The 23,547-nt window shown below is 34.0% G+C and carries 30 protein-coding genes and 2 tRNA genes; 13 read left to right on the top strand and 19 right to left on the bottom strand.

Going from position 1 to position 23,547, the window contains the following annotated elements:
* Positions 1–75 precede the first annotated feature (75 nt).
* Positions 76–366 (top strand): hypothetical protein, encoded by a 291-nt coding sequence (locus MNY28_RS08395; protein ID WP_151900825.1) that lies wholly within the window; start codon positions 76–78, stop codon positions 364–366.
* A 7-nt stretch (positions 367–373) separates the two neighbouring features.
* Here the strand turns inward: MNY28_RS08395 and MNY28_RS08390 are convergent, their stop codons facing one another.
* The 5 genes from MNY28_RS08390 to MNY28_RS08370 all read right to left on the bottom strand — a co-directional run bounded on the left by MNY28_RS08390 (position 374) and on the right by MNY28_RS08370 (position 2,209).
* Positions 374–1,021: a type II secretion system protein gene (locus MNY28_RS08390; protein ID WP_346389527.1), complete on the bottom strand. Its 648-nt coding sequence runs from the start codon at positions 1,019–1,021 to the stop codon at positions 374–376.
* A complete protein-coding gene (locus MNY28_RS08385) occupies positions 984–1,319 on the bottom strand; it encodes a hypothetical protein (protein ID WP_346389526.1) in 336 nt (111 codons plus the stop codon). The genes MNY28_RS08390 and MNY28_RS08385 overlap by 38 nt, the downstream gene beginning before the upstream one ends.
* A 96-nt stretch (positions 1,320–1,415) precedes the next feature.
* Complete coding sequence (locus MNY28_RS08380) at positions 1,416–1,901, bottom strand: histidine phosphatase family protein (RefSeq protein ID WP_346389525.1); 486 nt, start codon at positions 1,899–1,901, stop codon at positions 1,416–1,418.
* Positions 1,902–2,035: 134 nt separating this feature from the next.
* Positions 2,036–2,110: transfer RNA gene (locus MNY28_RS08375), tRNA-Asn, on the bottom strand.
* Between the two features lie 22 nt (positions 2,111–2,132).
* Positions 2,133–2,209, bottom strand: a tRNA-Met gene (locus MNY28_RS08370).
* A 214-nt stretch (positions 2,210–2,423) separates the two neighbouring features.
* Between MNY28_RS08370 and groES the strand changes: the two genes are divergently transcribed.
* Genes groES through MNY28_RS08345 form a run of 5 tightly spaced genes read left to right on the top strand, consistent with a single transcriptional unit; the run spans position 2,424 to position 5,962 of the window.
* On the top strand, positions 2,424–2,684 hold the full coding sequence (gene groES, locus MNY28_RS08365) for a co-chaperone GroES (RefSeq protein WP_151900829.1): 261 nt from the start codon (positions 2,424–2,426) through the stop codon (positions 2,682–2,684).
* Positions 2,685–2,719: 35 nt separating this feature from the next.
* Positions 2,720–4,363 (top strand): chaperonin GroEL, encoded by a 1,644-nt coding sequence (gene groL / locus MNY28_RS08360; protein ID WP_151900830.1) that lies wholly within the window; start codon positions 2,720–2,722, stop codon positions 4,361–4,363.
* A gap of 6 nt (positions 4,364–4,369) precedes the next feature.
* Positions 4,370–5,224: a patatin-like phospholipase family protein gene (locus tag MNY28_RS08355; RefSeq protein WP_346389524.1), complete on the top strand. Its 855-nt coding sequence runs from the start codon at positions 4,370–4,372 to the stop codon at positions 5,222–5,224.
* A 48-nt stretch (positions 5,225–5,272) separates the two neighbouring features.
* Positions 5,273–5,722 carry a hypothetical protein gene (locus tag MNY28_RS08350; protein ID WP_346389523.1) on the top strand — a complete coding sequence of 150 codons (450 nt, stop codon included), beginning with the start codon at positions 5,273–5,275 and terminating at the stop codon, positions 5,720–5,722.
* Positions 5,723–5,962 carry a hypothetical protein gene (locus MNY28_RS08345; protein WP_151900833.1) on the top strand — a complete coding sequence of 80 codons (240 nt, stop codon included), beginning with the start codon at positions 5,723–5,725 and terminating at the stop codon, positions 5,960–5,962.
* 21 nt (positions 5,963–5,983) lie between these two features.
* Here MNY28_RS08345 and exbD read toward each other — a convergent pair whose 3' ends face one another.
* From exbD to MNY28_RS08305, 8 genes are all read right to left on the bottom strand, one after another.
* Positions 5,984–6,373: a TonB system transport protein ExbD gene (exbD, locus tag MNY28_RS08340; RefSeq protein ID WP_151900834.1), complete on the bottom strand. Its 390-nt coding sequence runs from the start codon at positions 6,371–6,373 to the stop codon at positions 5,984–5,986.
* The gene (gene exbB, locus MNY28_RS08335) at positions 6,363–6,809 is read right to left on the bottom strand and encodes a TonB-system energizer ExbB (protein ID WP_188109973.1); all 447 of its coding nucleotides are present in this window, start codon (positions 6,807–6,809) and stop codon (positions 6,363–6,365) included. Before exbB ends, exbD begins: the two co-directional genes overlap by 11 nt.
* A complete protein-coding gene (locus MNY28_RS08330) occupies positions 6,800–7,531 on the bottom strand; it encodes a HAMP domain-containing sensor histidine kinase (protein WP_346389522.1) in 732 nt (243 codons plus the stop codon). The genes exbB and MNY28_RS08330 overlap by 10 nt, the downstream gene beginning before the upstream one ends.
* 100 nt (positions 7,532–7,631) lie before the next feature.
* Positions 7,632–8,291, bottom strand: a complete 660-nt coding sequence (locus MNY28_RS08325; protein WP_151900836.1) for a response regulator transcription factor — start codon at positions 8,289–8,291, stop codon at positions 7,632–7,634.
* A complete protein-coding gene (gene pyrC / locus MNY28_RS08320; protein ID WP_151900837.1) occupies positions 8,281–9,288 on the bottom strand; it encodes a dihydroorotase in 1,008 nt (335 codons plus the stop codon). The genes MNY28_RS08325 and pyrC overlap by 11 nt, the downstream gene beginning before the upstream one ends.
* 48 nt (positions 9,289–9,336) lie before the next feature.
* Positions 9,337–9,678, bottom strand: a complete 342-nt coding sequence (locus MNY28_RS08315) for a hypothetical protein (protein ID WP_151900838.1) — start codon at positions 9,676–9,678, stop codon at positions 9,337–9,339.
* Between the two features lie 71 nt (positions 9,679–9,749).
* On the bottom strand, positions 9,750–11,108 hold the full coding sequence (locus MNY28_RS08310) for a phosphomannomutase/phosphoglucomutase (protein WP_346389521.1): 1,359 nt from the start codon (positions 11,106–11,108) through the stop codon (positions 9,750–9,752).
* Positions 11,109–11,175: 67 nt separating this feature from the next.
* Complete coding sequence (locus MNY28_RS08305) at positions 11,176–11,490, bottom strand: hypothetical protein (RefSeq protein WP_346389520.1); 315 nt, start codon at positions 11,488–11,490, stop codon at positions 11,176–11,178.
* 287 nt (positions 11,491–11,777) lie between these two features.
* Between MNY28_RS08305 and MNY28_RS08300 the strand changes: the two genes are divergently transcribed.
* The gene (locus tag MNY28_RS08300; RefSeq protein WP_151900841.1) at positions 11,778–11,996 is read left to right on the top strand and encodes a cold-shock protein; all 219 of its coding nucleotides are present in this window, start codon (positions 11,778–11,780) and stop codon (positions 11,994–11,996) included.
* A 157-nt stretch (positions 11,997–12,153) separates the two neighbouring features.
* On the opposite strand, the gene MNY28_RS08295 is transcribed toward MNY28_RS08300, so the two are convergent.
* From MNY28_RS08295 to MNY28_RS08285, 3 genes are all read right to left on the bottom strand, one after another.
* Entirely contained in the window at positions 12,154–12,387 is a 234-nt protein-coding gene (locus MNY28_RS08295; RefSeq protein ID WP_346389519.1) for a hypothetical protein, read from the bottom strand.
* A 44-nt stretch (positions 12,388–12,431) separates the two neighbouring features.
* Positions 12,432–13,088 (bottom strand): hypothetical protein, encoded by a 657-nt coding sequence (locus MNY28_RS08290; protein ID WP_346389518.1) that lies wholly within the window; start codon positions 13,086–13,088, stop codon positions 12,432–12,434.
* 160 nt (positions 13,089–13,248) lie between these two features.
* Positions 13,249–14,220 carry a hypothetical protein gene (locus tag MNY28_RS08285; RefSeq protein ID WP_346389517.1) on the bottom strand — a complete coding sequence of 324 codons (972 nt, stop codon included), beginning with the start codon at positions 14,218–14,220 and terminating at the stop codon, positions 13,249–13,251.
* Positions 14,221–14,649: 429 nt separating this feature from the next.
* On the opposite strand from MNY28_RS08285, the gene MNY28_RS08280 reads away from it, so the two are divergent.
* From MNY28_RS08280 to MNY28_RS08270, 3 genes are all read left to right on the top strand, one after another.
* Positions 14,650–15,861, top strand: a complete 1,212-nt coding sequence (locus tag MNY28_RS08280; RefSeq protein WP_346389516.1) for a hypothetical protein — start codon at positions 14,650–14,652, stop codon at positions 15,859–15,861.
* A 128-nt stretch (positions 15,862–15,989) separates the two neighbouring features.
* On the top strand, positions 15,990–16,298 hold the full coding sequence (locus tag MNY28_RS08275) for a hypothetical protein (protein WP_346389515.1): 309 nt from the start codon (positions 15,990–15,992) through the stop codon (positions 16,296–16,298).
* A gap of 3 nt (positions 16,299–16,301) precedes the next feature.
* On the top strand, positions 16,302–16,598 hold the full coding sequence (locus tag MNY28_RS08270; RefSeq protein ID WP_346389514.1) for a type II toxin-antitoxin system RelE/ParE family toxin: 297 nt from the start codon (positions 16,302–16,304) through the stop codon (positions 16,596–16,598).
* A 255-nt stretch (positions 16,599–16,853) separates the two neighbouring features.
* Here MNY28_RS08270 and dcm read toward each other — a convergent pair whose 3' ends face one another.
* On the bottom strand, positions 16,854–19,175 hold the full coding sequence (dcm, locus tag MNY28_RS08265; protein ID WP_346389513.1) for a DNA (cytosine-5-)-methyltransferase: 2,322 nt from the start codon (positions 19,173–19,175) through the stop codon (positions 16,854–16,856).
* Positions 19,176–19,281: 106 nt separating this feature from the next.
* Here dcm and MNY28_RS08260 point away from each other — a divergent pair, with 106 nt between their 5' ends.
* Both MNY28_RS08260 and MNY28_RS08255 read left to right on the top strand, forming a co-directional pair.
* On the top strand, positions 19,282–20,751 hold the full coding sequence (locus MNY28_RS08260) for a hypothetical protein (protein WP_346389512.1): 1,470 nt from the start codon (positions 19,282–19,284) through the stop codon (positions 20,749–20,751).
* A gap of 81 nt (positions 20,752–20,832) precedes the next feature.
* On the top strand, positions 20,833–21,204 hold the full coding sequence (locus MNY28_RS08255; protein ID WP_346389511.1) for a hypothetical protein: 372 nt from the start codon (positions 20,833–20,835) through the stop codon (positions 21,202–21,204).
* Here MNY28_RS08255 and MNY28_RS08250 read toward each other — a convergent pair.
* Positions 21,201–21,818 carry a recombinase family protein gene (locus MNY28_RS08250; protein ID WP_346389510.1) on the bottom strand — a complete coding sequence of 206 codons (618 nt, stop codon included), beginning with the start codon at positions 21,816–21,818 and terminating at the stop codon, positions 21,201–21,203. The genes MNY28_RS08255 and MNY28_RS08250 overlap by 4 nt on opposite strands.
* Before the next feature lie 225 nt (positions 21,819–22,043).
* Between MNY28_RS08250 and MNY28_RS08245 the strand changes: the two genes are divergently transcribed.
* Positions 22,044–23,165, top strand: coding sequence for a HEAT repeat domain-containing protein (locus MNY28_RS08245; RefSeq protein ID WP_346389509.1), 1,122 nt, complete (start codon positions 22,044–22,046; stop codon positions 23,163–23,165).
* 172 nt (positions 23,166–23,337) lie between these two features.
* Here MNY28_RS08245 and MNY28_RS08240 read toward each other — a convergent pair whose 3' ends face one another.
* On the bottom strand, positions 23,338–23,544 hold the full coding sequence (locus MNY28_RS08240) for a hypothetical protein (protein ID WP_346389508.1): 207 nt from the start codon (positions 23,542–23,544) through the stop codon (positions 23,338–23,340).
* Positions 23,545–23,547 lie beyond the last annotated feature (3 nt).

Below are 23,547 nucleotides of genomic sequence, written 5' to 3'. Positions count from 1 at the left end.
TTTATACAAGCCATTTGAATCAGAAAGAATAACTTTTTATGATTATTATGTGCTCTTGACAATTAAGGAGAAGAGATGCCTAAATCAGCATTATCAATAGCTACAATTCAGTTGCCGAATTCAAGGTATGGAGAGATAAGTGTTGCTCATATTGAACAACCGTATGGTGACTTCAGCAGTCCCGTCGTTAGTATAGGAATTTCACTTGAAGGGGATGACGACCATGACTGGAAAGTACATTTGCCTTATGAAAAACTCGATGAAGTTATCAAAGCACTTGAAGAAGCCCGTGATATGAGTGATACTATGCCCCGAAATGACAAACATTATCTTGACCTGCATGCCGAAATTGGTGGTGGAGCGTAAGTACGCTTCACGGTTCAATACTCGCATATCCTGTTTCCGGTCTGATAGTTATAGTAACATTTTCATCACTGCCGTTTGCAAGTGTAAGATTACAATCAACTGTTAAAAGTGCACCATTATTACCCGGTACAGTATATGCAGCCGTTGTTGCGGCAAGACTTCCGACAAGCGGTCTGCCTAAATGATCGAAACTGATTATAGACTGATTGGCACAGCCGCCAGAAGTTGTAACTGAAGTTACCCCTTTTAAAACTACACTACTTATATTAGTGTCAGTTTGCGGATCTTTTGCAAATCTTGTGTTATTATCACTCACTATGGAAAACCTGTTGCCATTCAAAACAATTTGCCACCGGTCTTTGTACCAAGTATTATTTTGGGTAAACTTGTCATCTATGATTGCCAAATGCTGTGTATATCTGATTTGTGAAAGTAAATGAACAGCTGCTTCAGCAACCGGGTTTGTCTTTACTCTGGGGAGAATAACAGCAGCCAATATCCCAATCACAACTATTACAAATACCAGTTCCAGTAATGTAAATGCTTTTTTCATTAATACTCTCTCTTTTAGTCTGCCTGTAGATTCTATTTTTTTTATTATATCAAAATAGTTGTGTTTAAGCACAACCACATCCACTGCCGCAGCTGCCGCCATTGGACTTCTGTGTTGATTCAAGAGACCAGTCATCGGTAGATTCACAGCCAACATCACAACTCACACCTGTGCTGCAACCAGAAACCGCGGTAGTATTCAAAGCCACTCTTATTACAAACATATCGCCTTCGGCCAGTTGTGCATCAAAAGTGTGTTTCCCGCAGAACTCTTCATTCATAAGTTCAGCTACTATATTTGCATACTTATATGCTTCTTGCTGTGTTTGAAATGTAACATTGTTTTCGTATTCACTTTTTTTAAAACACTCACACTCTTTTTCCATTTGTACCGTATACATAAAATATTCCTTTGAATTATTAATTATCTCAGTATAGTATTTATTAGCAAAATAAGCATACTTTATAAAAAGTAATTTTTCTTTATAAATGTTTTTTTATTTTTTCGGATAATCAATAAATAGCAACTTGGCATTGTCACTATCTATATCTTTCCATTGTTTACATGTAAAAGCGATACTGACAATGCCGCAGGTTGGCAAATTTTCTGTATAACCGGCATAATGCTCTGCTAATTCATTCAGCCCCGGGTTGTGTCCTACCAAAAACACGGTATTGTATTTGTCGTCAATATCCATAAGAATATCTTCCAACGTACTCACGTCAGCTTCATAAATATTTTGGTCATAAACAATTTTCTTTTGATTATAGTGAACCTTCTTTGCAATACTCTCTGCCGTCATCTTCGCTCGTTTTGCAGGACTCGACAAAATAAGATCAGGCATAATCTTTTTTTTGCGAAGTCTTTCGCCCATCATTGGAGCATCATGCCTGCCTCTTTTGTTTAAAGGCCTGTCAAAATCATCCAAATCCATATTTTTCCAACTCGATTTAGCATGTCTTATTATATAAAGTGTTTTCATAATTATGATCCTTTGTTCTGTGTTATGCTAGCAGAAATTGATAAAAAACAGGCAAATACCGATGAGTCTTGAAAAAAATGCTGTGAGTAAACAAATTTGTTGGAAAGTTTGTATATAAGGGGTTATAATTGTTGTGGCTCCGGATACTGGATTCGAACCAGTGACCAAGTGATTAACAGTCACCTACTCTACCGCTGAGCTAATCCGGAATATGTAAAATTATCTTAAAAATGGTGTCAGAGGGGGGACTTGAACCCCCGACCCCCGGCTTATGAGACCAGTGCTCTAACCAGCTGAGCTACCCTGACATCGTTTAAGAGGGTGGAATTATACATATATTAAACTTTATTTTTACTAAAACAGGCTTTTAATTGAGTAATTTGGACACATACAGCAACTTGTCAAAGAACTTTACATGTAAGAATAAGGTAAGCTTAGTCAATATGACTAAAGGTATTGACATTTTTACTTTTTTCTTGTAATATTCTTCTCATAAATTAATCATATTTGTAAGGAGATATAATGAATTTTACACCTTTAGGAAAAAGAGTATTGGTTAAACGTGTTGAAGAGGCTAATACTACGAGTTCAGGTATTATTATCCCTGATAATGCAAAAGAGAAGCCTTCTCGCGGGGAAATTGTAGCAGTAAGTTCAGAGGTGAGTGAGCTAAAAAAAGGTGATGAAGTTATTTTTGGTAAATACTCCGGAAATGAGGTTACACTTGATGGTGATTTATATATAGTAATAGATGTTGATGATATTTTCGGAATCATTGGTTAAGTAAAAAAAATTAAAAAATATAAGGAGTTTAACAAATGGCAAAAGAGATAATATTTTCAGATAACGCAAGAAACAAACTGGCACGCGGAGTTGAAAAACTTACAGATGCGGTAAAAGTGACAATGGGACCTCGCGGTCGTAATGTTTTGATACAAAAAAGCTATGGTGCGCCTAGTATCACAAAAGACGGTGTATCTGTAGCCCGTGAAATTGAGCTACAGGACAACCTGGAAAACATGGGAGCACAACTTGTAAAAGAAGTTGCTTCAAACACTGCGGATGAAGCCGGAGACGGAACAACAACGGCAACAGTGCTTGCAAATGCGATTTTCAGCGAAGGGCTTAGAAACATCACGGCAGGTGCAAACCCTGTTGAAGTAAAACGCGGAATGGACAAAGCATGTGATTCAATTTTGGAGCACTTAAAAGCAGCTTCTAAATCTATTAAAGACAAAAATGAAATTGCACAGGTTGCAACTATTTCTGCAAACTCCGATGCAAAAATAGGAAACATGATAGCAGAAGCTATGGAAAAAGTCGGTCAGGACGGTGTAATTACTGTTGAAGAGGCAAAAGGTATCGTAGATGAGCTTGATGTTGTTGAAGGTATGCAGTTTGACCGTGGATATTTAAGCCCGTATTTCATTACAAATACTGAAAAAATGACAGCAGAAATCGAGAATCCGTATATCTTACTGGTTGACAGTAAAATTGCATCACTCAAAGATCTGCTGCCGGTTTTAGAACAGGTACAAAAGACAAACCGTCCTTTACTTATCATCGCTGAAGATGTAGAGGGTGAAGCACTTTCAACTCTTGTTGTGAACAAACTTCGCGGTGTACTCAACATTTCCGCTGTAAAAGCACCAGGCTTTGGAGACAGAAGAAAAGCAATGCTGCAAGATATTGCAACATTGACAGGCGGTACTGTAATTTCTGAAGAAACCGGTTATACTTTGGAGGGTGCAGAAATTTCTATGCTTGGCCAGGCATCACGTGTTGTCATAGACAAAGACAATACAGTCATCGTTGACGGTGCAGGAAGTGAAGAAGCTGTCAAAGCCCGTATATCTGAAATAAAAACACAGATTGAAGCAACTTCCAGCGAGTATGATAAAGAAAAACTGCAAGAACGCCTTGCAAAACTCAGCGGTGGTGTAGCCGTCATCAAAGTCGGTGCTGCAACTGAGACTGAAATGAAAGAGAAAAAAGACCGTGTTGATGATGCGCTTTCGGCTACAAAAGCAGCTGTTGAAGAAGGTATAGTCATCGGTGGTGGAGCGGCACTGGTTCATGCTGCTGCAAAAGTAAATATTGATAACCTTGAAGGCGATCAAAAAATCGGTGCTGAGATTATATTACGTGCCGTGAAAGCTCCTATAAAACAGATTGCACAAAATGCAGGATTTGACACAGGTGTTGTTGTCAATGCAATTCAAAATGCAGAAAATGAAAATATTGGTTTCAATGCGGCAACAGGTGAATATGTAGATATGTTTGAAGCGGGTATTATCGATCCGTTTAAAGTTGAACGTGTTGCGCTTACAAATGCGACTTCCGTTTCAAGCCTGCTCCTTACTACAGAAGCGGCAATTTTTGAAATTCCAAAAGAAGAAGCTCCTGCAGCAGATATGGGAGGAGGAATGCCTCCGCAAATGGGAATGCCGGGAATGATGTAAGAAGCAGTGAGTAAAAAAACTGTCTCCTTGGTTCTTGGAAGCGGTGGTGCCCGTGGTCTAGCCCACATTGGCATCATCAGATACCTCGAAGAAAACGATTACGAAATAAAATCTGTTTCAGGATGTTCTATTGGTGCACTCGTCGGTGGATTTTATGCAGCCGGAGTGCTGCATATTTATGAAGAGTGGCTCCAGCAGATAGATACTCTTGAAATGCTAAAACTGCTTGACTTTAAAGGTTCAGGCGGTCTTGTATCAGGGCAGAAACTGATGCAAAAGCTTGAAAACCTTGTCGGCGACTGCCTCATCGAATCTTTAGATATAAAATTTACAGCTGTCTGTACAGATATAGAAGCTGAGAAAGAAGTATGGATTAATAGCGGTTCTTTATTAAGTGCCATTAGAGCGTCCATCTCTCTGCCTCTTTTTTTCACTCCTTTTATCACACCATCAGGAAAAAAACTTGTTGACGGCGGGGTACTCAATCCGGTACCTATTGCGCCGACATTTCATGATGATACAGACCTTACTATTTCGGTAAACCTGGGTGCTGAAGCTGCTCCTGATATGCCAATAAAAAAACGTAAAAAAACTGACACTCCAATACGGCAAAAACTGCAACACTATCTGAAGACTCTCTCATTACCCGATACATTTGTCAAAGAAGACAATATGTACAGCATTGCAAACAAATCTTTTGAAACACTCCAGGGAGCACTCGCCCGTATGAAACTTGCAGCTTATCCTTCTGATATAGAAATAGATATACCCAGAAACCTGTGCAACACTTTTGACTTCGACAAAGCAGAAGAATTGATTGCCTATGGTTACAATTTATGCAAAAAAAGAGCTGATTTATAATTTATTGTCTTATAATGACTACACTTATACATAACGAAAGGAAAACAGATGAGTAATAAAATTTTCATAATAACAGTCTTTATAGGAAATATTGCATTTGGTGGTGTTTTACCAAAAATAGATCTGCAGGGAACCATTCACACAAAAAGCACAAACAGTTTTAGAGCAAAAGTCAGCAAAAAACTTTTTGAACATGGTCTTGACAAAAAAATCGCAAAAGCCAACGTTGACAATGTACTTCTTCATGATGATGCTCTTAATGAGTTGATGACACAAAACATTCTCAAAAACATCCCTTTGCTCAAAGATGAAGATATATTAAACTTTATCACACACTCTGCCTTACGAAAAAAAACAGTCGATTTGAGTTCCTATGCCACACTGGTTTCTTTGGTGCAAAAACACGCAGCCGCTTTCATAGATAAAGACTTAATCTCACAGATAGAACAGACAAGCATTGAAAATGAAAAATTAAAATCGATGAAGGTTTTTGTTTAGATGAAGATTGAAAACCCGTTTGAGTCTGGGCATATAAAAAACTATATTTTACTTTATGCAAGTGTTGTCATAATAATGATTTTATTTTTCTTCGCTTCAACACTCTTTCAAGAAGATGCAAAAAAAATAGAAAAAAAGAGTTTTAATACAAAAGCACCTGAATTAAAAAAGCCACAGGCTGCAAACAAAAAAACATCTGTAAAAGAAAAAAAGTTTAAACTGCTGCAGACAAATTACTAAAGGGCACCTCTGAATGTAAAACTACTCTTTCGTAACTATATACAACTGTTCGTGTCCCAGTTTCTTTAAAATATCCATCACATTTACAAAGTCCTGAAACTTGGACTCTTTGTCACTTCGAAGCACTACCGTCTGGTCTTTGGAAACAGCAGAAAGTTTTTGTTGTAACTCTTTGAGGTTTACTTTCTCTTTGTCAAAAAATATCTCACTTTTTGCATTCACATAAACCGTCACCTCTTTTTTCGTATCTTCTTTTTCTGTTGCTTTTGCTTCTGGCAAATTCACGGGAATAACGCCCTGCTTTATAAAAGTAGCTGTTGTCAGCACCATGACAAGCAGAACAAGCATAATATCTATAAAAGGAATGACATTGATCTGGTCAAACTTTTTAAACTGTTTTTTACACTTCATGGGCCACATCAAACTTTGTTAAAATTCTTTCAACTTTACGAAGAAGAATTGTATAGGCTACGATAGCCGGCATAGCCACAACAAGTCCCATCGCCGTAGCTTTGAGTGCAAGAGCGAGTCCTATCATGATTTTTTTTGCATCTACTGCACCCAAATCACCCAAAGTATAAAAAGTGATCATAATACCGATGACTGTTCCAAGCAGACCGACATAGGGTGCATTTGTTCCTATTGCACTGATGACATTGATATTGTCCGTTAAGTCAAGTTCTAAATTGTCTCTGTGTTTATAATCTTCTATACGTACACTCTTGTAAAACATCATTCTCTCAATAAAAAGCCACAAAGTGACAATACTCATAAGAATCAAGGTTCCCATAACACCATAATCAAGGGCCTGTTCTGCATATGTCATTATATCATTTGTTATTTGCATTCATATTCCTGTTTAAATTTTAATTCTACTGTTGTTCCAATATTTTTTGATGACTGCAACAGTAATTCTATATTGTTTCTTTCGCAAAATCTTTTGACAAGATTTAATCCTATGCCAAAACCCTGCATATTTTTATTTGACTGGTAATAGTTGTCAAAAATACGAACAAGTTCAACCTCATCCATCCCTATTCCGTAATCTTTTATTTTTATACTGTTGTTTTTTACCTCAATATCTATATTTCTTGAAGTGCCTGAGTATTTTACCCCATTATCAATAATATTGTCAATTACTTTTCCCAAACCTTTTTGATCGCTCAATACAGAAATTTTTTCCAGCACAAGATTAAATTTCATTTGAGGATATATTTTTTTTACAAAGCCAACTCTCTGTTTGACTAACTCATCAACAAAAAACTCCTCTTTTATCTTTTGATTTGTCTGCATCTTAATCAGATAATCCAATTCATTATAACGCTCTTTAAGCATCATACAGGCTGTATTTATACGTCCAATGCGTTTGAGTATTTTCTCATCATGGCAATTTTTACCTAAAAGCTGTGTCGTTGTTGTAATGGTGCTGATAGGCAGATTAAGCTCATGGAGGGTCTCTTTTGAAAGGTTTTGCAACTCTTGAACATACTCAGCCAAGGGATCAACTGCAAGTTTGGATATAAATACTCCTGAAAGTATAACAATACAAAGAACAATAAAAGCAAACATATAAAGATTCTCTACATGTAATACGTTGAGAAAGTAGTATCCGAGCAGTAAAAAACCTGCTACAGTAAAAAAGTAATAAATAAAGATAATTATTCGAAGATTACGAAACAAGTTTGTATCCGATGCCGCGAATATTTTCTATGCACATAGTAGGCAGTAATTGTTTGAGTCTGTTTATATAGACGCGTATAGCGCCATCACTTCCTCCTCCGTCAGCCGTTGTCCACAACTCTTCATATATCAGCTCTTTTGGTACAGGAGAGTTGACATGATTCATCAGCAATGCTAAAAGTTCATACTCTTTTTTTGAAAGTTCCAAAACCGTTTTATTATAATAAATACATTTATGCAGCTTGTCATGACACAGTTCACCTATACATTCCGCTTCTTTTATCTTGGTTCTTTTTATAAGCGCCTGTATGCGAAATAAAAGTTCTGCATTGTCAAAAGGTTTTGTTAAAAAGTCATCACAACCGCTTACAAAACCACGATGAAGCATCTCTTTTTCTTTATGCGAAGTTAAAAAAATGGCAGGTGTTTCATCCTGGGCAGAGCGTAAATCACCGAGCAGAGAAATACCGTCTATAAGAGGCACATTGATATCCAAAAGATAAATATCAAACTTTGTATCATAGGTGGCATCAAGAGCATCCTGCCCGTTTGGATAATGAAGCACTTCATACCCCTCTTCCTCGAGTAAGTCCACCAGGGTCTCCCCAAAAAGAAGGTCATCTTCAAGCAGCAGTATTTTAATCGACACTCTCTATAGCCCATCCTATCGTTTCACCCGCATACATAGGCACAACTCCTGCATAGTTCTGGGGAACTACAAAGGGTCTTTTTTCAAGCGTCACTTCTTTAAACTCAGGACAGATTCCGTAAATATTTTGTGCATTGTCACTGACAAATGCCTGTAAATTATCCAACTTGTCAAACTGGTCAAATATTTCTGTCAGAAGCTGTAGTGAAATCGGTGCGGTAAAAATACCCGCCGCACAGCCACAGGACTCTTTTTTATGCTGAGGATGCGGCGCAGAATCTGATCCGAACATTACTTTTGGATGCGCTTCAAGCGCTACACTTAAAAGTGCATCCAAATCTTCCGGTCTTTTGGCAATCGGTTTGCAAAAAAGGTGCGGCCGCATCAATCCGCCGATGACATCATCCAGCGTTAACAGCAGGTGATGTACAGTAATCGTCGCATACAAATTCGGATATTTGTCCAGCATAGCAACCGCTTCTTTGGTTGTAATATGCTCCATTATAATTTTCAAATCAGGAAAATTCTGTGCCAAAAGCTCATAAATACTCATAAACTCCGCTTCTCTGTCCATCACAAAACCATCCGTCTCACCGTGCACGCATAAAGGAATACCCAAACTGCTCATCGTCTCCAAAGTAGTACGCATCTCTTCTATATCAAAAGAGCTGACACCGCCCTCTGAATTTGTAGTAATTCCCGCAGGATAGAGTTTAATCGCTGTTATTTCATCTACTATGCTTTCTAAAAAAGCTTTATCATAATTTTTATAAAACAGTGTCATGTAGGGTTCAAAATAATCATTTGGCACAGCCGCCATAATCCGCTCTCTGTACGCCAAAAGATCTTCTCTTGTCTCAACAGGAGGCACAAGATTGGGCATCACTATGGCCCCGCTGTAACTGTATGCCGTCAAGGGCGCTACATTTTCAAGCATTACACCGTCACGAAGGTGCAGGTGCATATCCAGAGGCATCAAAAGTGTATGGGTTTTCATAAAAATTTCCTTAAGTTTATCAATGAAAACATTATAACAAATTCGTTGTTAAATGCCCCATAAATATATATCGGCAAACCAAAGAAGCATACCTATAGGTGCCAAAAACCTATATAAATGACTGAGCTTGACAAAAGGTTTTCCTTCTATAAAAACACCTACCTGGACAGCAGAAACCATGAGTGAAGCGAGAATAAGAAAAAGATAAGCGGCAAGTAAAACTGTGTACCATGTTTTATGGGTAAAACCATACACAAGCAAAGCCACGATTGCAATAAAAACAAGAGTGTTTTGAATATTCATATTGAGATTGGATTTTTCTTCTTTTTTGTAAACGCGGGCAATTTTAAAGTAAAGAAAAGCAAGAAAAAGCATTGTATAGTAAAGCATTGGCAAAACTCCGTATTTTTTACAGGAATTCTACCTAATTAAGATTAACTAATCTTTATTATACATATAAATTATAAACTTTCTTTTGCCTGGGCTATTAAATCATTGATTGCATTTTCATAGCGTTTGGCTTCCTCTTTGTCTGTTGATTCAAATCGCGTCACTAAAACCGGTGTTGTGTTACTCGCCCGTACAAGCCCCCAGCCTTTTTCAAAGTTGATGCGTACACCGTCCACGTCTATCATATCTTTTATAACAGGAAAATCGGCAGGCGGATTTTTAAGCAGTTCTTTTACTTTTTCTATGATTTTAAATTTCTGTGCTTCTGTTGTCTCTACTTTAATTTCTTCGGTAGAATAGACTTGCGGGAGTCTGGCAAGTTCTGCATCTAAATCTATCCCCTCATGTACCAGTTCCAACATTCTGAGTGTTGCATAAATCGCATCATCATAACCAAAATAACGGTTTTTAAAAAAGACATGCCCGCTCACCTCACATGCCAAATCAGCATTGATTTCTTTCATTTTCACTTTGAGGTTTGAATGTCCTGTTTTATACATCACGGCCTTGGCACCACGACGCTCCAACTCATCATACATCACCTGTGAGCATTTCACTTCTCCTACAACGGTCGGCTTGTCCATCTTCATGGCATATAAAAGTGCCATCATATCGCCTTTGATGTTGTTCTTATGCGTAAGCACCGCTATACGGTCTGCATCCCCGTCATACGCAAAAGCAATATCCCCCTCTTTTTCAAGCAGGGCTTTGACATCTTTGAGATTTTCCTCTACCGAAGGATCAGGATGATGGTTTGGAAAAGTTCCGTCAGGCTCTACATATATTCCCTTTACATGTAATGCGAGTTTTTCAAAGATTTCAGGCAGCACAACACCTGCTACACCATTGCCGCAATCATAGACAATCTTTGTTTGCAACCCTTTAAGGTGTTGAAATTCATTGACCATAAAGTCTATATAACGCTCTTTCGCCTTGATTTTACTTACATCTCTTGGTACTTTTGGCGGCATTTGCATCGTCTCGCACTCACGCCCAAGCGCATAAATATCTTCCCCAAAAAAAGGCGCTTTGTCTACCGTAATCTTAAAACCGTTGTATTCACTCGGATTATGCGAACCTGTTATCATAACAGAAGCCGAAGGCACAATGCCATCCCACTCTTGATAATTTGTGAAGTAGTTTACCGGTGTCGGCACAAGCCCCATGTCAAGAACTTTTTTCCCACCTGCATTGAGCCCTGCCACCAGATACTCAAAAAGAATCGGCGAGTGGCTTCTGGCATCATAACCCACTGCCACATATTCGCCCTCTATTTTAGATGCAAGCCCATAGCCTATTTTTGTGACACTCTCTTTATTTAGCTCTTTTTCATATATTCCGCGTATGTCATATTCTCTGTAAATGCTCAATTGTCCAGCCTTGTAAAATTATTACAGAGATTCTACATAAATATTTATTAAATATTACTTTTTGTGTTTATACTTTTATGTCAAGCTTTTGAAAATCTGCCTTTTCAAACATCTTTTTAAGCATACGTTCGCCTTCTTCTTTTGACAACTCAGCTATTGATTTTTTACCGTCATAGCCTACATTCTGCAAAAAATTTTGAAAGTCTTGAAAATTGGAAACTATTTTATTGATTGTTTCATCTACACCGTTTGGCTTTTTGTTTACATGTAAGGCTATCTCTTTCATATTTTGCGCTATCTCTTTTTTAATTGCTTTGACATCATCAGCAGAGAGTTTTTTTGTGTATAAATTTTTAATTGCACTGTTTGAAGATATGTCCATAAATATTGCCTTCTCAATGATTTTTTTCGGAATCGGTACTTTAGTGCCGACTGGTTGTTATAGAACTTTATGTATTACTATCGGTTTTATGCACAAAATCTTAACTTCGTACAAAGAATTTATTTAAATTTACATATTTTCTTGGTAATTTAAAAAAAAGCTGATATACTGTTGCCAAGTGAAAGATGAGGCGTGAATTCATCTTTAGTGTGTTTTTTGATCTATGTGTTAAAACCTCCTAAAGACTCTCCCAATTTTTTGACAAAATAAATATACAAGGCTAGACAATGGCAGAATTACAAGACGGTAAAGTTAAATGGTTTAACGACGAAAAAGGTTATGGTTTCATAGAACAAGACAATGGTGGAAAAGATGTATTCGTACATTTCCGTCAAGTGAACAACAACGGTGGTGGACGTGTTTCACTTGAAGAAGGTCAAAGAGTAACTTTCGAAGTCGGTGAAGGTCAAAAAGGCCCACAGGCTGAGAACGTAACTCCACTTTAGTCTCTCTTTAAACCCCTGTTTTAAGGGGTTTGAGAACTTTCTAAAACAATACAAGACAACAATAAGACAACATCTTTCCAAACTTTCAATCATATTTACAAAATTACACTAGTATAGAAACAAATATCTTTAGAGGGATGAAAAGGCAAGTATTATGCTATGCAACATCTTCAAAAGCTAAAAAATTGGCAACTTCTAAAATTGGAAATATATATCTTGCTTTTTGTGAGCTTCCTATTCTCTTAAATCTTATAGGCAATGTTTTATTACTAATTAATGTGTCTAAAGAAGTCAGGGAAATTTCTAATACTTCAGCTACTTCTTTTCTTGTTAATTGCGTCTTATTATATTTTTTGTATAATAAATTCATATATTGTTCAGTATTAGTCATATGCCCTCCTTCTTTAAATTTTTTCTTTTCCGTTGTTTAGTTTTTTATGCATTTTCGATTGCGTTGCTTGATAGTGCAAATTCATACAGTTCTTTTTCTTTCCAATCTTCTAAACAAAAATCTATGTCTTTCAAATATTTTATGACATCTTTAATATGATCAAATCCATATTCATAATTGATTTCTGAACCATCAGTATCAAACATTTCTTCATGTGTTAAGTATTCATTGATTCCATAACTATATCCTTCGCCCTCATAATTACTAAAAGTAATGAAAATAAATTTCTCTATATTTGGATCATATGCAACCTTTATAGAGCCATAAATTGAAGACTCTATTTCATATGCTTCTAATTCTTCAAACCATAATTGTTTTCTTTTTAATTCTTCATCTGTACTCCATTCTGATTTTATGATATCTTTAAATTCATTATAAACTTTCAAAGCTTTTTTATATGATGTAGTTATTTCAATAACATCATCCTCATTACCTCTCCCATTATCAATCACAAAATAAACAGAAGCTCTTTTATTATATATATTTGTAATAGAATAAATAGAACCTCCAAATAATTCATCATCATAAAAGAAATATTTTTTTCCTCTTACTTTAAATGTTTTTTCTTCAAACTCAAAGTCACAGTGTTTATTTTTAATGCCTAAATAAGCTAACATATTTAATTTTTCTTTACTATACATATTTATTTCCTCGTATGAATTATTTCAAAACCTACTCTAAAAAAAGTAGATAGTTTTCTTGAATGCTTTAACAACTTATTTGTTCAAGCTAAATCTCAACCACTGAATAACTATACAAACATTCTACGACTTATAAATCGTATATGTTTTAATATTAAGATTATTCTAAATTTAAATCTAATTTAATTTGAGCTAAATACTTTGCAATAGTTTTATGAGACATCCTCTTATCCAACTCTTTTGATACTTGTACGATATGTCTGATAGAAAAATTAGGATTTGGTTCTCTCTCCACTATATGTTTAAGCACCTCTTTAAGCTTATTTTGTGCAGTTACAGATCTTTTTATATTAGCTTGTGCTGTCAGTTCTTTCCTTTCTTTTAATGGCATTGCTCTCTTTGTGACACCTGACTTATGACCACCATAAGCTTTCTTTTGTTTTATAATTTTCTGGCACATTTGAGACTCTTTATATTCATCAAGAATTTCCTGAAATACACCTATTTCAAATATATTGCCACTAAGATAAAAGGCATTTTGTAAAAAATTACTATATATTTTTGTTTCATTGTACTTATCAACAGTTACATCCCAGTTTGCTTCCAAGCTATGAGTTAATGCTGTCCTAACATCTTTGAAGTAGTTATACTTTTTTAAACGTTTTGTTTGTAATGTTGTTGGAGCATTTGGGAAAAAATAGCCTGCAAGAACTTTATACACTTCTATTGCTATGAGTGTAGGTTCTAAGCCTGTCTCTGACTCAATATACTCTCTTGTATATCTTATGTTTTCATTTTCTGACAGATTGGTTTGTACGTCAAACTCTAAAATCATCCAGCTTACTCTCTCTTTTGAGTTGAACTGAAAATTTGGAGCATCTGCTTTGTAATTAGGTGTGCCTGCTTTTAAGAGAACTGCTAAGTACTCTTTTTGCATATCTGCACTGTTTTTAATTGATTCATCTATATGATTGAGTGTAAAAATATTTTTTACATTTTTGCTGTTAAAAACCTCTTTACCCATTTGAGATATATTAATAATTGAGTTATAAAAGTCTGTCACCCTTCTTTTGCTCATTTTCATATTATTTATCTGCTGTTTAAGCGATATTTTGTCTTCTGTTGTATTCATGCCATCCTCGTTAATCTAAATATATAGATTAGTTTTAAGGAAAACTTTTTGATTTTCATTTACTTTTGGTATTTGATGGAGATTTTTGACTTAAATCTTGTTGTATTTTTTAAGGATGACTTTTGATAGATGCAGTTATTATAGGGATATCTATATAAAATCTATCAAAATACATTTATGTATTTTTATCAAATATAATAATAACATTCATCTATCAAAAGTCATCCCTTGTAAAAGTAGATCTAATGAATAAAAAATAACAGATGAAAGAAATTTTATTTTCCATGTGTTCCACACATTGTTTACAATATGGTTTGCTTACTTCTTTTTTGTCCAAACTATCTTCTATATTTATCTTCATTTTTTGTATTTTTCATTTTATTTACATTTGTTGCTTAAAACTGTAAAGGAACAAAGGATAATAAATATATGGAAAAGATAAGTTTATGTAAAAATGAAGAGAGTATATACTCAAAGGATTGGTTTACAAAAAGTATTGATAGTCAAGAAAAGTTGATTGAAATGGTAAAAAACTATGCATACTCAAATGCTTACTTTAAAGGTAATAGACGTTCACAAAAAAATATTCTTGGCTACCATCACCTGCTCATACTTGATATTGATAATGATGAAACTGATTTTACAATAGAAGATTGTCAAAAAGTATTAAACAGAAAAGGAATAAAGGCACTCATAGTTCCAAGCAAAAGTCATTTAAAAAATAAAAATGGATCAATCAAAGAGAGATACAGAGTGTTTTGCTATTTGGATCAGGTAATCCCAGCAGATATATCAAAAGAGATATATAAAGAGATGATGGCTCTGATTGTAAAAGATCTTGATATGAGTGCCTACATTGATACAAAGGCTCTCTTTGATCGGGCAAGATTTTACTACCCAACTCATAATTTAAAGGAAAAATATATCACCAGTATTTCAGGATCACTTGTTCCACTTGACAAATATCTTGATCAGGCAAAGAACAATATTCAAAACAATACACCAATAGTAAAAAAGAATAAAAAAACAAAAAAGAGCCACTCAGTGGATGCAAGTCTCAATCAAGAAAGTACTTATATAGCACCTTCTGTAAACTATACCATTGATAAAGGAATATATTCTTATGATATTGTTGCAATCTCCAAAGAATTGGACTATGAATCACTGATTTATGATTTGGAAGGTGTCTGCTTTACTGAATATGGCAATAAAGGTACTAAAATAAAAACAGATTTGAGCAATACTTATCAACATTTCAGTGAATCCGGAGTTATCTATGATTTCAAAAAGGATGTCAGTTATCATCTTGTCAGTTACATTCAGGAGATAAAAAATTGCTCTCATACTGAGATACTTGAACTTCTAAAAAATTATGTTGATATAGAACACTTTAAAACTGTCTCTTCAAAATGGCAGAATGCTTTACTTGAAGCATTAAAAGTTGCAAAAAATAGACAGGAGTTTTTAGATAAACTTATCGAAAATATGAATTTTACTTTCATTAACATTCACAGAGATAAAGAGGACCTAATTTATGTTGCCGGTAAGCAGTATCATATTTCAGATTTTTTGCTTCAAAATTATAAAAGTAAGCAGGATATTATCAGACAATTTCAACATAATAGAGCTAAAAAGAAGTAAAAAAAAAGCAAACCATATTCTATACAACAGCGGTAGCCCTTTGTGATCTCTGTTGTATTTCACAATAACACTAAAATAGAGTATAATATTAACAATGAAATTAACTAGTAAATATAAAGGATAAGAAAATGGTTAAATATGCACAAAATGAATTATTCTCCATTACAGACTTTACAAAACAGATAGGAAGTGTAGTTAGTAGCATAAAAGCACATTCTCTTGAAAAGATAGGGATTCTTAAAAACAACAAGCTTGAAGCTGTTGTTATCTCAACAGATGAATATGAAAGGCTCAAAGCTCTTGAAGAGGCAATGGAACTTGCTGAACACAGTGAAATCTATAATATGATTGAGCAAAGAAAAGATACACCTCTCTCAGAGTATATATCTGAAGATGATATGGCTGCCAAATTTGGTATCAGCAAAAGTCAGCTATAAAAAATGTATAAGATTATTTACCATCCTCTTGTCGAAGAGGATCTCAAAAAACTCAACAACTCTGTTCGCATTGAAGTCTTTAAAAAATTAGAGAAGATAAAAGTCTCACCAGAACTTGGTCCACTTCTTGGCAATAAGAACAATCTGAATCTCTCAGGTTTGAGAAAAGTCTATGTTGCCAAAAAGCAGGTTCGTATAGTCTATGAGATTGTTGATGATATTTTAGTTGTCAAGGTTATAGCTATTGGCAAAAGAGAGGGAATGAAAGTATACACTGAAGCTCAAAAAAGAAGAGAATAATATATAAATATGTGCCTATAACAAGGCACATAGTAAATATTTTATAACTTTTAAAATCCATTGAAATTTATCTGAAGATATACCAGATTTAGTTGGTATCTCTTTAGACATAAATTTCAATCACTAAAATTTTAAAAAGTTGTCGAATGGTATCAGGTACCAAGTCCCTACTATAAAAATATTTATTTTTACGGAGGCTTAAATCTCCTTTTTATGCTTGATAAAATAATAAGTACATTTGTTCTATAAAGCATACTATGCAACCAATGGAGTTTCAAACTGCTCACCAGAGGAGCTTTTATTACTTCTTTTTGGAAGTTTTGTCATGCAAACTTCAACAGCCTTGGTTCTATCTTTTAAAACACCATTGGCATATGTTCTGATATTTTTACTATATCTATAGGAGTATCTTGTTGCAAAATTTTCAATTAATGGATTATGATTGTTGTAATAGATAAAGTCTGCCTGTATATTTTTCATTTTATTCAGCAGCTCTTTATGGTTAAAGTCTATTCCATAGGTAAAAGAGGAGCTGTTGTTTGATACTTTTTCAGAATATTCAATATAGGGAGGATCTATAAGTAGTAAAGCATCTGAACTGTTTTTATATTTTTTCAATAGTGTTTGATACTGTACAGACTTAAATGTAATCTTTGTACTTGTAAGTATCTTATGATAAAGAGCTACTTTGTTAATCAGTAGTTCTATATTGATAATTTTATAGGATGTCTCAAAAAAACAGGTTTTTGTTTTCATATCATAATCCAGCATGGCTCCGGTAGACTTGTGAATCAAAAAAAGGAATAAAGCTGCTCTTCTAGGTGACATTTTCTTTTGTAATTCAAGATCTTTAAATTCTTTTTCTATACTGATATGTAATTCACGAGCCTCTTCTCTGCTTACAGGTGCAAATTTTCCATATTTTTTATAGTAGTCAAGAGGGATGGAAGCTAAATGACGTTGTACTTGTTTTGATTTCCTCTGTATTTGTCTGTAAACATTGATAATGGACTTGTTGATATCATTGATTACAACTTCTTCAATACTGTTTTGCAGTAAAACAGGTAATACATTATATGTAGCACCCATACCACCGGCAAAAATATCTATAAATTTTGTATATTTTTTATTTTTAAATGCATTGATAGCTAATTGCTGCATATCTGTCTTGTTTACACCTTGCTTACCACCGGCATAAGGAAACAGTACAAATTTTTTAGTATTAGTGTCATCTGAAAAGCTGTCATAGTTTATGATTTCCAAATCTCTCTGCTTGAGAAAAATCTGCAGTTCTTTTTCATTCATACTTTTCAAAGATGCAAACAGATCTTTATCTTTTGAGTAGCTGATTAATGCCTGATTAACATACATATTTTTTGATACAAAGGGTTTGGTAATATTCTTTACAATTGTTTGAGAACTTCGTCTCAATTCCTCAGAGCGTATCTTTTTGATATTCTTTGTAATAATATCAGAAGAGATATTCTTCATACTTTTTAAAGTTTGTAGAAGACTCTTAGTTTTTTGCTCTGTTTTTCTTGATGAGCTTTTGAGAGATGTCGGCTTTATGTATAAAAGCAGATTTTCGATTATTGCTTCAAGTACAGAAATTGTAATAGAGTTACCAATTTGTTTTTTCTTCTGAGCATTTGAAACAGGAAATACAAAATCAGATGGAAATCCCTGGATTGCTGCCATCTCTTCGAGTGTCAGATATCGGAACAGTTTGTTTTTTGTATCATAGAACTTTGTCTTTGCAGATGAAGCAACTATACAGGGTGCAATACCCTCAGTAGAACATATACGTTGATCAGAAGCATATTTAATATGTGGAAGTTTCCAGAGTTTTATGATATCTGTAACTCTTTTTGCATTAAAAGGAACTCTCTTGGAAGCATCATATAAACAGCAAGAGTAGTTTTTGTTTATCTCTATATATTCATTTACAGACTTTCGATTGCTTTGAGGTTCTGGAAAATGATATCCATGCTGAATATCTTTTCTTATTGCTACAAGAAACAGTCTTTCTCTGTTTTGAGCAGAACCAAAGTGTTTGGAGTTTAATACCTGGTAGTAAATTTTGTAATCAAGTTCTTCAAATGCAGCCTTAATCACTTCAAAAGTATTACCCTTATCATGATTGATTATGCCTTTGACATTTTCAAAGATAATGTATTTAGGCTTGGTCTCTTTAACAATTTTTAAAGCATCAAATGTTAGGGTTCCTCTTGTGTCATTAAAACCACCTCTTTTTCCTTGCATACTGAATGATTGACAGGGTAGTGAGAGCACCAGCAAATCAACATAAGGCATTTTTGTAGAATCTAACTGCGTTAAATCCTTATAAGTGTGTTCAACAGTATGATTTGCCTCAAAAGTCTTGCGAGCAAATTTGTCTATCTCTACCATATATTTATTTATATGTGTAATACCTATATTTTTTAATGCCTGTTCAAATGCACCAATACCACTGCATATAGAGCCACAAGTGAGTATATTAGACTCATTAAGACTATTCTTGTATGAAGATAATCCTTTTATTGGATTTGGGTTAGTTTTTTTGATAAGATTTTTCATCTGATCTCCTTTTGTTATTGATAAAAAGGGTTATGACATTCATATCCGATTCATAAGTCGTATTTGAAAAAATAGGCTAGGAAATAATTTAAAAAAGAAGCTCTGTATGAAGAAAAAAACAATTGATAAAGCAGCAAAGAAAGAGATTGCACAAAATCTGGAACTATGTGGAAGTGATGAAGTTTATTATCAGGAGTTAAATAGGATATGTACAGAATATTCTGAGGCTGATGAACAAAAAATTGAACAATATCTACAAACACTAATAAAAGAGTCTGATGAAAATAAGGCACCATATAGAACAGGTATTCAAAATGTAAATTTTGCAATAATTGCTGTATTAGTTAGGCTTATTAACGAAACTAACTATCCAATTAAAACAGCAGATATCTATAAAATCAATACAGAGGAAATACATAAAATTGTTGAGACTCACATACAGCTACTTCAAACAATAAATGCTAAAAAAAGGAAAAATCTACAAGAAGAACTGCACTCTTTGCAAAGAGAAGATCCTCTAAAACACAAAGAAAAAATAAACTCATTGTCTAAGCATATTGAAAGGCTAAAAGATAGTAAAAAAAAGATAAAAATTTCAGTTTTTGCAAATGATGGTTCAACATACAAACCAAAGAGGGATGCTATAGAAAAAGCATTAAAATTTTTATCTGTGTACAATGTTGTCACATATGTTTCTCCTAATGCTTATAAACTAAATATGCAACATTGGTTTAATTACCAGAGATTTTCACTTAATAATACATATCTTTTGGTAGATCTCTTACCGCTGCTTGCTGCCTTTTTAAAATATAATGCACCTAATCGAGTTGATAATTTTTTAAGCCATATAGACAAGATAGTAGGTTTCACTCTGCAAGCTCCTAAAAATCATGCTGCTTTTGCCAATATAGAAAACTATATTATTAAAATACTTAGCGATGATACCTCCACTCTGAGTTTTAAACTTAATAAAACGAACAGTTCACTTAATAACAAGCTAGAATTTGAAAATGTTGACACCTTACAAATTCTATTTGAACAAGATAGAAAAAAGTATCTAAAATTTGAAGAGCATAACAAAAAATATCAAGTACGAATTGAAGATATTTTATATTTAAAAGTTCCAGATAAGACAGAAACTTCGGTATATTGGAAAGATACAAAGTGTTTCGTGATATTTAATGATATGTATGAACATAATCATAAGATATATCAAGACAGGAAAAAAGAGAAAATAAATGAAGGAAGTACTCATTACTACAAAGAAGATATTGAGGTTATTTTTGAAGCCAATACAAACATGAAAGATTTGTTTGATTTACATGTTTTAAAAAATACAGTGATGTATATAGAAGAAGCAGAAAAAGAGAGCTTTACAGCTGAAATCAAAGACAAAATTGATCTATCTAAAGATATAGACTTTCGAAATAAAATTTATATTACTGGAAAAGGATGTAAAGATGATATCTTAAGCTATGCTCAACGAAGTGGAACAGATATCAAGTTGTTATATCCCAAATATTTGGTTGCAGAGTTAAAAAAAATAATAAGAAAATGTGAATTGATGTATGAATGAGAATAAAATTGTAATGCTTTTACACAGATGAAGAAATTGTTGGCTGTTGTTCCTTAAAATAGAGTCTAACAAGGAACATTTATGAAAACAATTATTAAAAGCGAATTTATACATGACAATATGTATGACAAAGCATATGTAGCAAAACTTTCTATAGAAAAAAGTACAGGTAAACTCTCAAGAGTTTTTATACACAAAAAGAATATCCAAAGTAAGCCGTACAGTTTTTATTTTCAATGGGCCTTAACACAAGGTGGAGTCTATGAAAAAAAAGAACAACATCATTATCAAGGTCAAATAACAAGTTATTTTGCTGTTAATTATAATGGTGACATTATTAAACTGCGCAATAGAAAAATTGCACAGATTCTTTTAAAAAAAGGGATTAGAAGTTGGGGAAGAATTTCCCCACTAAGAATACAAATGTATAATTTGATGGCTAGAAAATCTTAAGATGCCATATCTAAAACTTTTATACCATAATTTCTAAGTTCACCCGTAGGTCCAACATATCGATATAGTGTTGGTCTGGTAACTCCAAGTTCTTTGCAAAGTTCAGAAACTGAAGTATCTCTATTTTTCATAGCCACCTGAGCAAGTCGCACTTGTGATTTTGTAAGTTGAAATTTTCGACCACCTGTACGACCACGGGCACGAGCAGATTTGATTCCAGCAACAGTGCGTTCACGGATGATAGATCTCTCATATTCTGCCAAAGCTCCAAAAATTGAAAAAATCATTTTTCCTGCAGGATTAGTAGTATCAATATTTACACCTGTACCTGATATGACCTTAAAGCCAATTCCTCTTGAAGTCAGATTATCGATTGTTTCGATTAAATGTTTTAAATTTCTACCAAGGCGATCAAGCTTCCATACAACCAATACATCATCTTTGCGTAATGCTTTTAAACATGCTTCAAGCCCAGGTCTCTCATTTTTTGATCCTGAGATTTTATCAGTATAGATATTTTCTTTGTTAACTCCGGATTCAACTAAAGCATCAATCTGTAAATCTAAGACCTGACTTCCATCTGATTTTGAAACTCTTGCATAACCTATCAACATTAAAATCCTTTAAAAATCAAGGTGTAAATTAAACCTTCGTTTGTGAAACACATCTCTCAGAGATCGTATTACAGGCCTTTTTTGTCAATTAACCCGTTTCACAATCTAAGTTTAGCGAACCCCTATTAGATCTAGATTAATTTACACATTTTTCATCAAATTTAACTGATATAAATATTTTAGAAAAACTATTGCTTAAAATAGATTTAAAAGAAAAGGATTAAAATGAAAAAACAACAAGATATAGAAAATGAAACAATAGAGTTGATAGTATCAGATATGAATAAACTTTCCAGTCACCAAAAATTCAGTATTGCACAGGCATTTAATGGCAAAAGTGAAATGCTTTTACAGGCATTAATAGATGACAATAGTACTTTGAGCTTTCCAAATGCCGAAGGTAAATTACAAGAAGTCAGTATTTTGGCAGTGCTGCTGGAGAATAAAAGTATCGTTGGAATTTTAAGAGATAAACTTATTCAAGCCTGTGCTGACAGTCAAGATCAAGAGGTGAAAATAAGATTGGCAAAAGATCCAAAAACACCTCTTGATATTCAAAAAAATCTTGCCAAGGATCCAAATGGGGATATACGTGTTGAGTTGGTTTGGAGAGACAAACCGGAAGCATCTATTTTAAAAAGTCTTGCACAAGATGAAAACTGGGCAGTCAGAAGAGAAGTAGCCAAATCAAAATATGCAACACCTGAAATCTTAGAACTTTTTATAAACGAAAAAGATGATGATGTTGTTTTGGAAGTTTTGCAAAATCCCAACTCAACAACTGATATAATCAACAAGTTTGCAGAAAAGTTTATTGAACAGGATGGTTGGATTGGAGAGAATGGAGATAAATTTGATACAGTTTGGAATCATAAATTTCTTACTTTAGCCGTTGATAAAATACTTGATAGTGATGAATTCATAAGAGACCATCCACTTCTACACTATATTGCTGATCATGATGAAGAGATGTATAGAGTTATATTGGCAAAAAGAGAAGATGTTCCGGTATCAATTTACAATAAACTTTACAGGGAAAGTGATGAAATAATATTTCCCTATTTGGCATTATCAAATTTATCCAATGAAGAGATGCTTCTTACAATGGCAGACAGTAAGAGTGCTCAACCTATGCTTCTTATGAGTCTTACTGACAGTTGGTATGATAAAGTAAAACTCCATGTCATAAAACATCCAAATACACCGGAGATAGCTCTGAAAAAACTCTCTTTCGATAAATCAAAAGAGGTGAGGAAATCTTCAAAAAATGCCCTTTCTGAACGGAAACAGCAAGCAAAAGCTCAAAATAATAACACTGATATTGAAAGTAGACAAAAGCCAATCTAAGCACTAACTTCAAACTGCTCTATAAGATTATTTACTCTATTTTTACATAGATACGGATAGTTTTTTAGAGCAGTCAAAGAGTGATAGTGTTAAAAATTCCGTGTCAACAAAACCTGTAAAATAAAACTTTTTGTGCCACAAGTTCTACTTTTATATTCTCAGAAAGCATCTATCACTCTATCAACCTTGCAACACTGCCGGAACACTTTTCACATTTACCAGTTAGAATCAACTCCTCTCCATCCATCTTTGCTTCAAAATCAACAATTTTGACGATAGCTTTACAGTGAGAGCAATATACATTTGAGAGTATTTTAGGTTTAACTTCATCAGGTATTTCATTGAATTTCTGCATCGCTTTTTTATCGAACTTTATCATGTA

It is taken from the genome of Sulfurimonas sp. NWX367 (assembly GCF_039667065.1).
Classification (GTDB): domain Bacteria; phylum Campylobacterota; class Campylobacteria; order Campylobacterales; family Sulfurimonadaceae; genus Sulfurimonas; species Sulfurimonas hydrogeniphila.
This window is presented reverse-complemented; position numbering and strand designations above follow the sequence as displayed.

What these genes read in the sequence shown, in the direction of transcription:
- MNY28_RS08345 (WP_151900833.1), top strand. Translation starts at nt 5,723, where the DNA reads ATGAAGATTGAAAACCCGTTTGAGTCTGGGCATATAAAAAACTATATT.
- MNY28_RS08350 (WP_346389523.1), top strand. Translation starts at nt 5,273, where the DNA reads ATGAGTAATAAAATTTTCATAATAACAGTCTTTATAGGAAATATTGCA.
- MNY28_RS08240 (WP_346389508.1), bottom strand. Translation starts at nt 23,544, where the DNA reads ATGATAAAGTTCGATAAAAAAGCGATGCAGAAATTCAATGAAATACCT.
- exbD (WP_151900834.1), bottom strand. Translation starts at nt 6,373, where the DNA reads ATGAAGTGTAAAAAACAGTTTAAAAAGTTTGACCAGATCAATGTCATT.
- groL (WP_151900830.1), top strand. Translation starts at nt 2,720, where the DNA reads ATGGCAAAAGAGATAATATTTTCAGATAACGCAAGAAACAAACTGGCA.
- MNY28_RS08395 (WP_151900825.1), top strand. Translation starts at nt 76, where the DNA reads ATGCCTAAATCAGCATTATCAATAGCTACAATTCAGTTGCCGAATTCA.
- MNY28_RS08295 (WP_346389519.1), bottom strand. Translation starts at nt 12,387, where the DNA reads ATGACTAATACTGAACAATATATGAATTTATTATACAAAAAATATAAT.
- MNY28_RS08280 (WP_346389516.1), top strand. Translation starts at nt 14,650, where the DNA reads ATGGAAAAGATAAGTTTATGTAAAAATGAAGAGAGTATATACTCAAAG.
- exbB (WP_188109973.1), bottom strand. Translation starts at nt 6,809, where the DNA reads ATGCAAATAACAAATGATATAATGACATATGCAGAACAGGCCCTTGAT.
- MNY28_RS08390 (WP_346389527.1), bottom strand. Translation starts at nt 1,021, where the DNA reads ATGGCGGCAGCTGCGGCAGTGGATGTGGTTGTGCTTAAACACAACTAT.
- MNY28_RS08385 (WP_346389526.1), bottom strand. Translation starts at nt 1,319, where the DNA reads ATGTATACGGTACAAATGGAAAAAGAGTGTGAGTGTTTTAAAAAAAGT.
- MNY28_RS08270 (WP_346389514.1), top strand. Translation starts at nt 16,302, where the DNA reads ATGTATAAGATTATTTACCATCCTCTTGTCGAAGAGGATCTCAAAAAA.
- dcm (WP_346389513.1), bottom strand. Translation starts at nt 19,175, where the DNA reads ATGAAAAATCTTATCAAAAAAACTAACCCAAATCCAATAAAAGGATTA.
- MNY28_RS08250 (WP_346389510.1), bottom strand. Translation starts at nt 21,818, where the DNA reads ATGTTGATAGGTTATGCAAGAGTTTCAAAATCAGATGGAAGTCAGGTC.
- MNY28_RS08260 (WP_346389512.1), top strand. Translation starts at nt 19,282, where the DNA reads ATGAAGAAAAAAACAATTGATAAAGCAGCAAAGAAAGAGATTGCACAA.
- groES (WP_151900829.1), top strand. Translation starts at nt 2,424, where the DNA reads ATGAATTTTACACCTTTAGGAAAAAGAGTATTGGTTAAACGTGTTGAA.
- MNY28_RS08275 (WP_346389515.1), top strand. Translation starts at nt 15,990, where the DNA reads ATGGTTAAATATGCACAAAATGAATTATTCTCCATTACAGACTTTACA.
- MNY28_RS08305 (WP_346389520.1), bottom strand. Translation starts at nt 11,490, where the DNA reads ATGGACATATCTTCAAACAGTGCAATTAAAAATTTATACACAAAAAAA.
- MNY28_RS08315 (WP_151900838.1), bottom strand. Translation starts at nt 9,678, where the DNA reads ATGCTTTACTATACAATGCTTTTTCTTGCTTTTCTTTACTTTAAAATT.
- MNY28_RS08245 (WP_346389509.1), top strand. Translation starts at nt 22,044, where the DNA reads ATGAAAAAACAACAAGATATAGAAAATGAAACAATAGAGTTGATAGTA.
- MNY28_RS08290 (WP_346389518.1), bottom strand. Translation starts at nt 13,088, where the DNA reads ATGTATAGTAAAGAAAAATTAAATATGTTAGCTTATTTAGGCATTAAA.
- MNY28_RS08380 (WP_346389525.1), bottom strand. Translation starts at nt 1,901, where the DNA reads ATGAAAACACTTTATATAATAAGACATGCTAAATCGAGTTGGAAAAAT.
- pyrC (WP_151900837.1), bottom strand. Translation starts at nt 9,288, where the DNA reads ATGAAAACCCATACACTTTTGATGCCTCTGGATATGCACCTGCACCTT.
- MNY28_RS08285 (WP_346389517.1), bottom strand. Translation starts at nt 14,220, where the DNA reads ATGAATACAACAGAAGACAAAATATCGCTTAAACAGCAGATAAATAAT.
- MNY28_RS08255 (WP_346389511.1), top strand. Translation starts at nt 20,833, where the DNA reads ATGAAAACAATTATTAAAAGCGAATTTATACATGACAATATGTATGAC.
- MNY28_RS08330 (WP_346389522.1), bottom strand. Translation starts at nt 7,531, where the DNA reads ATGTTTGCTTTTATTGTTCTTTGTATTGTTATACTTTCAGGAGTATTT.
- MNY28_RS08300 (WP_151900841.1), top strand. Translation starts at nt 11,778, where the DNA reads ATGGCAGAATTACAAGACGGTAAAGTTAAATGGTTTAACGACGAAAAA.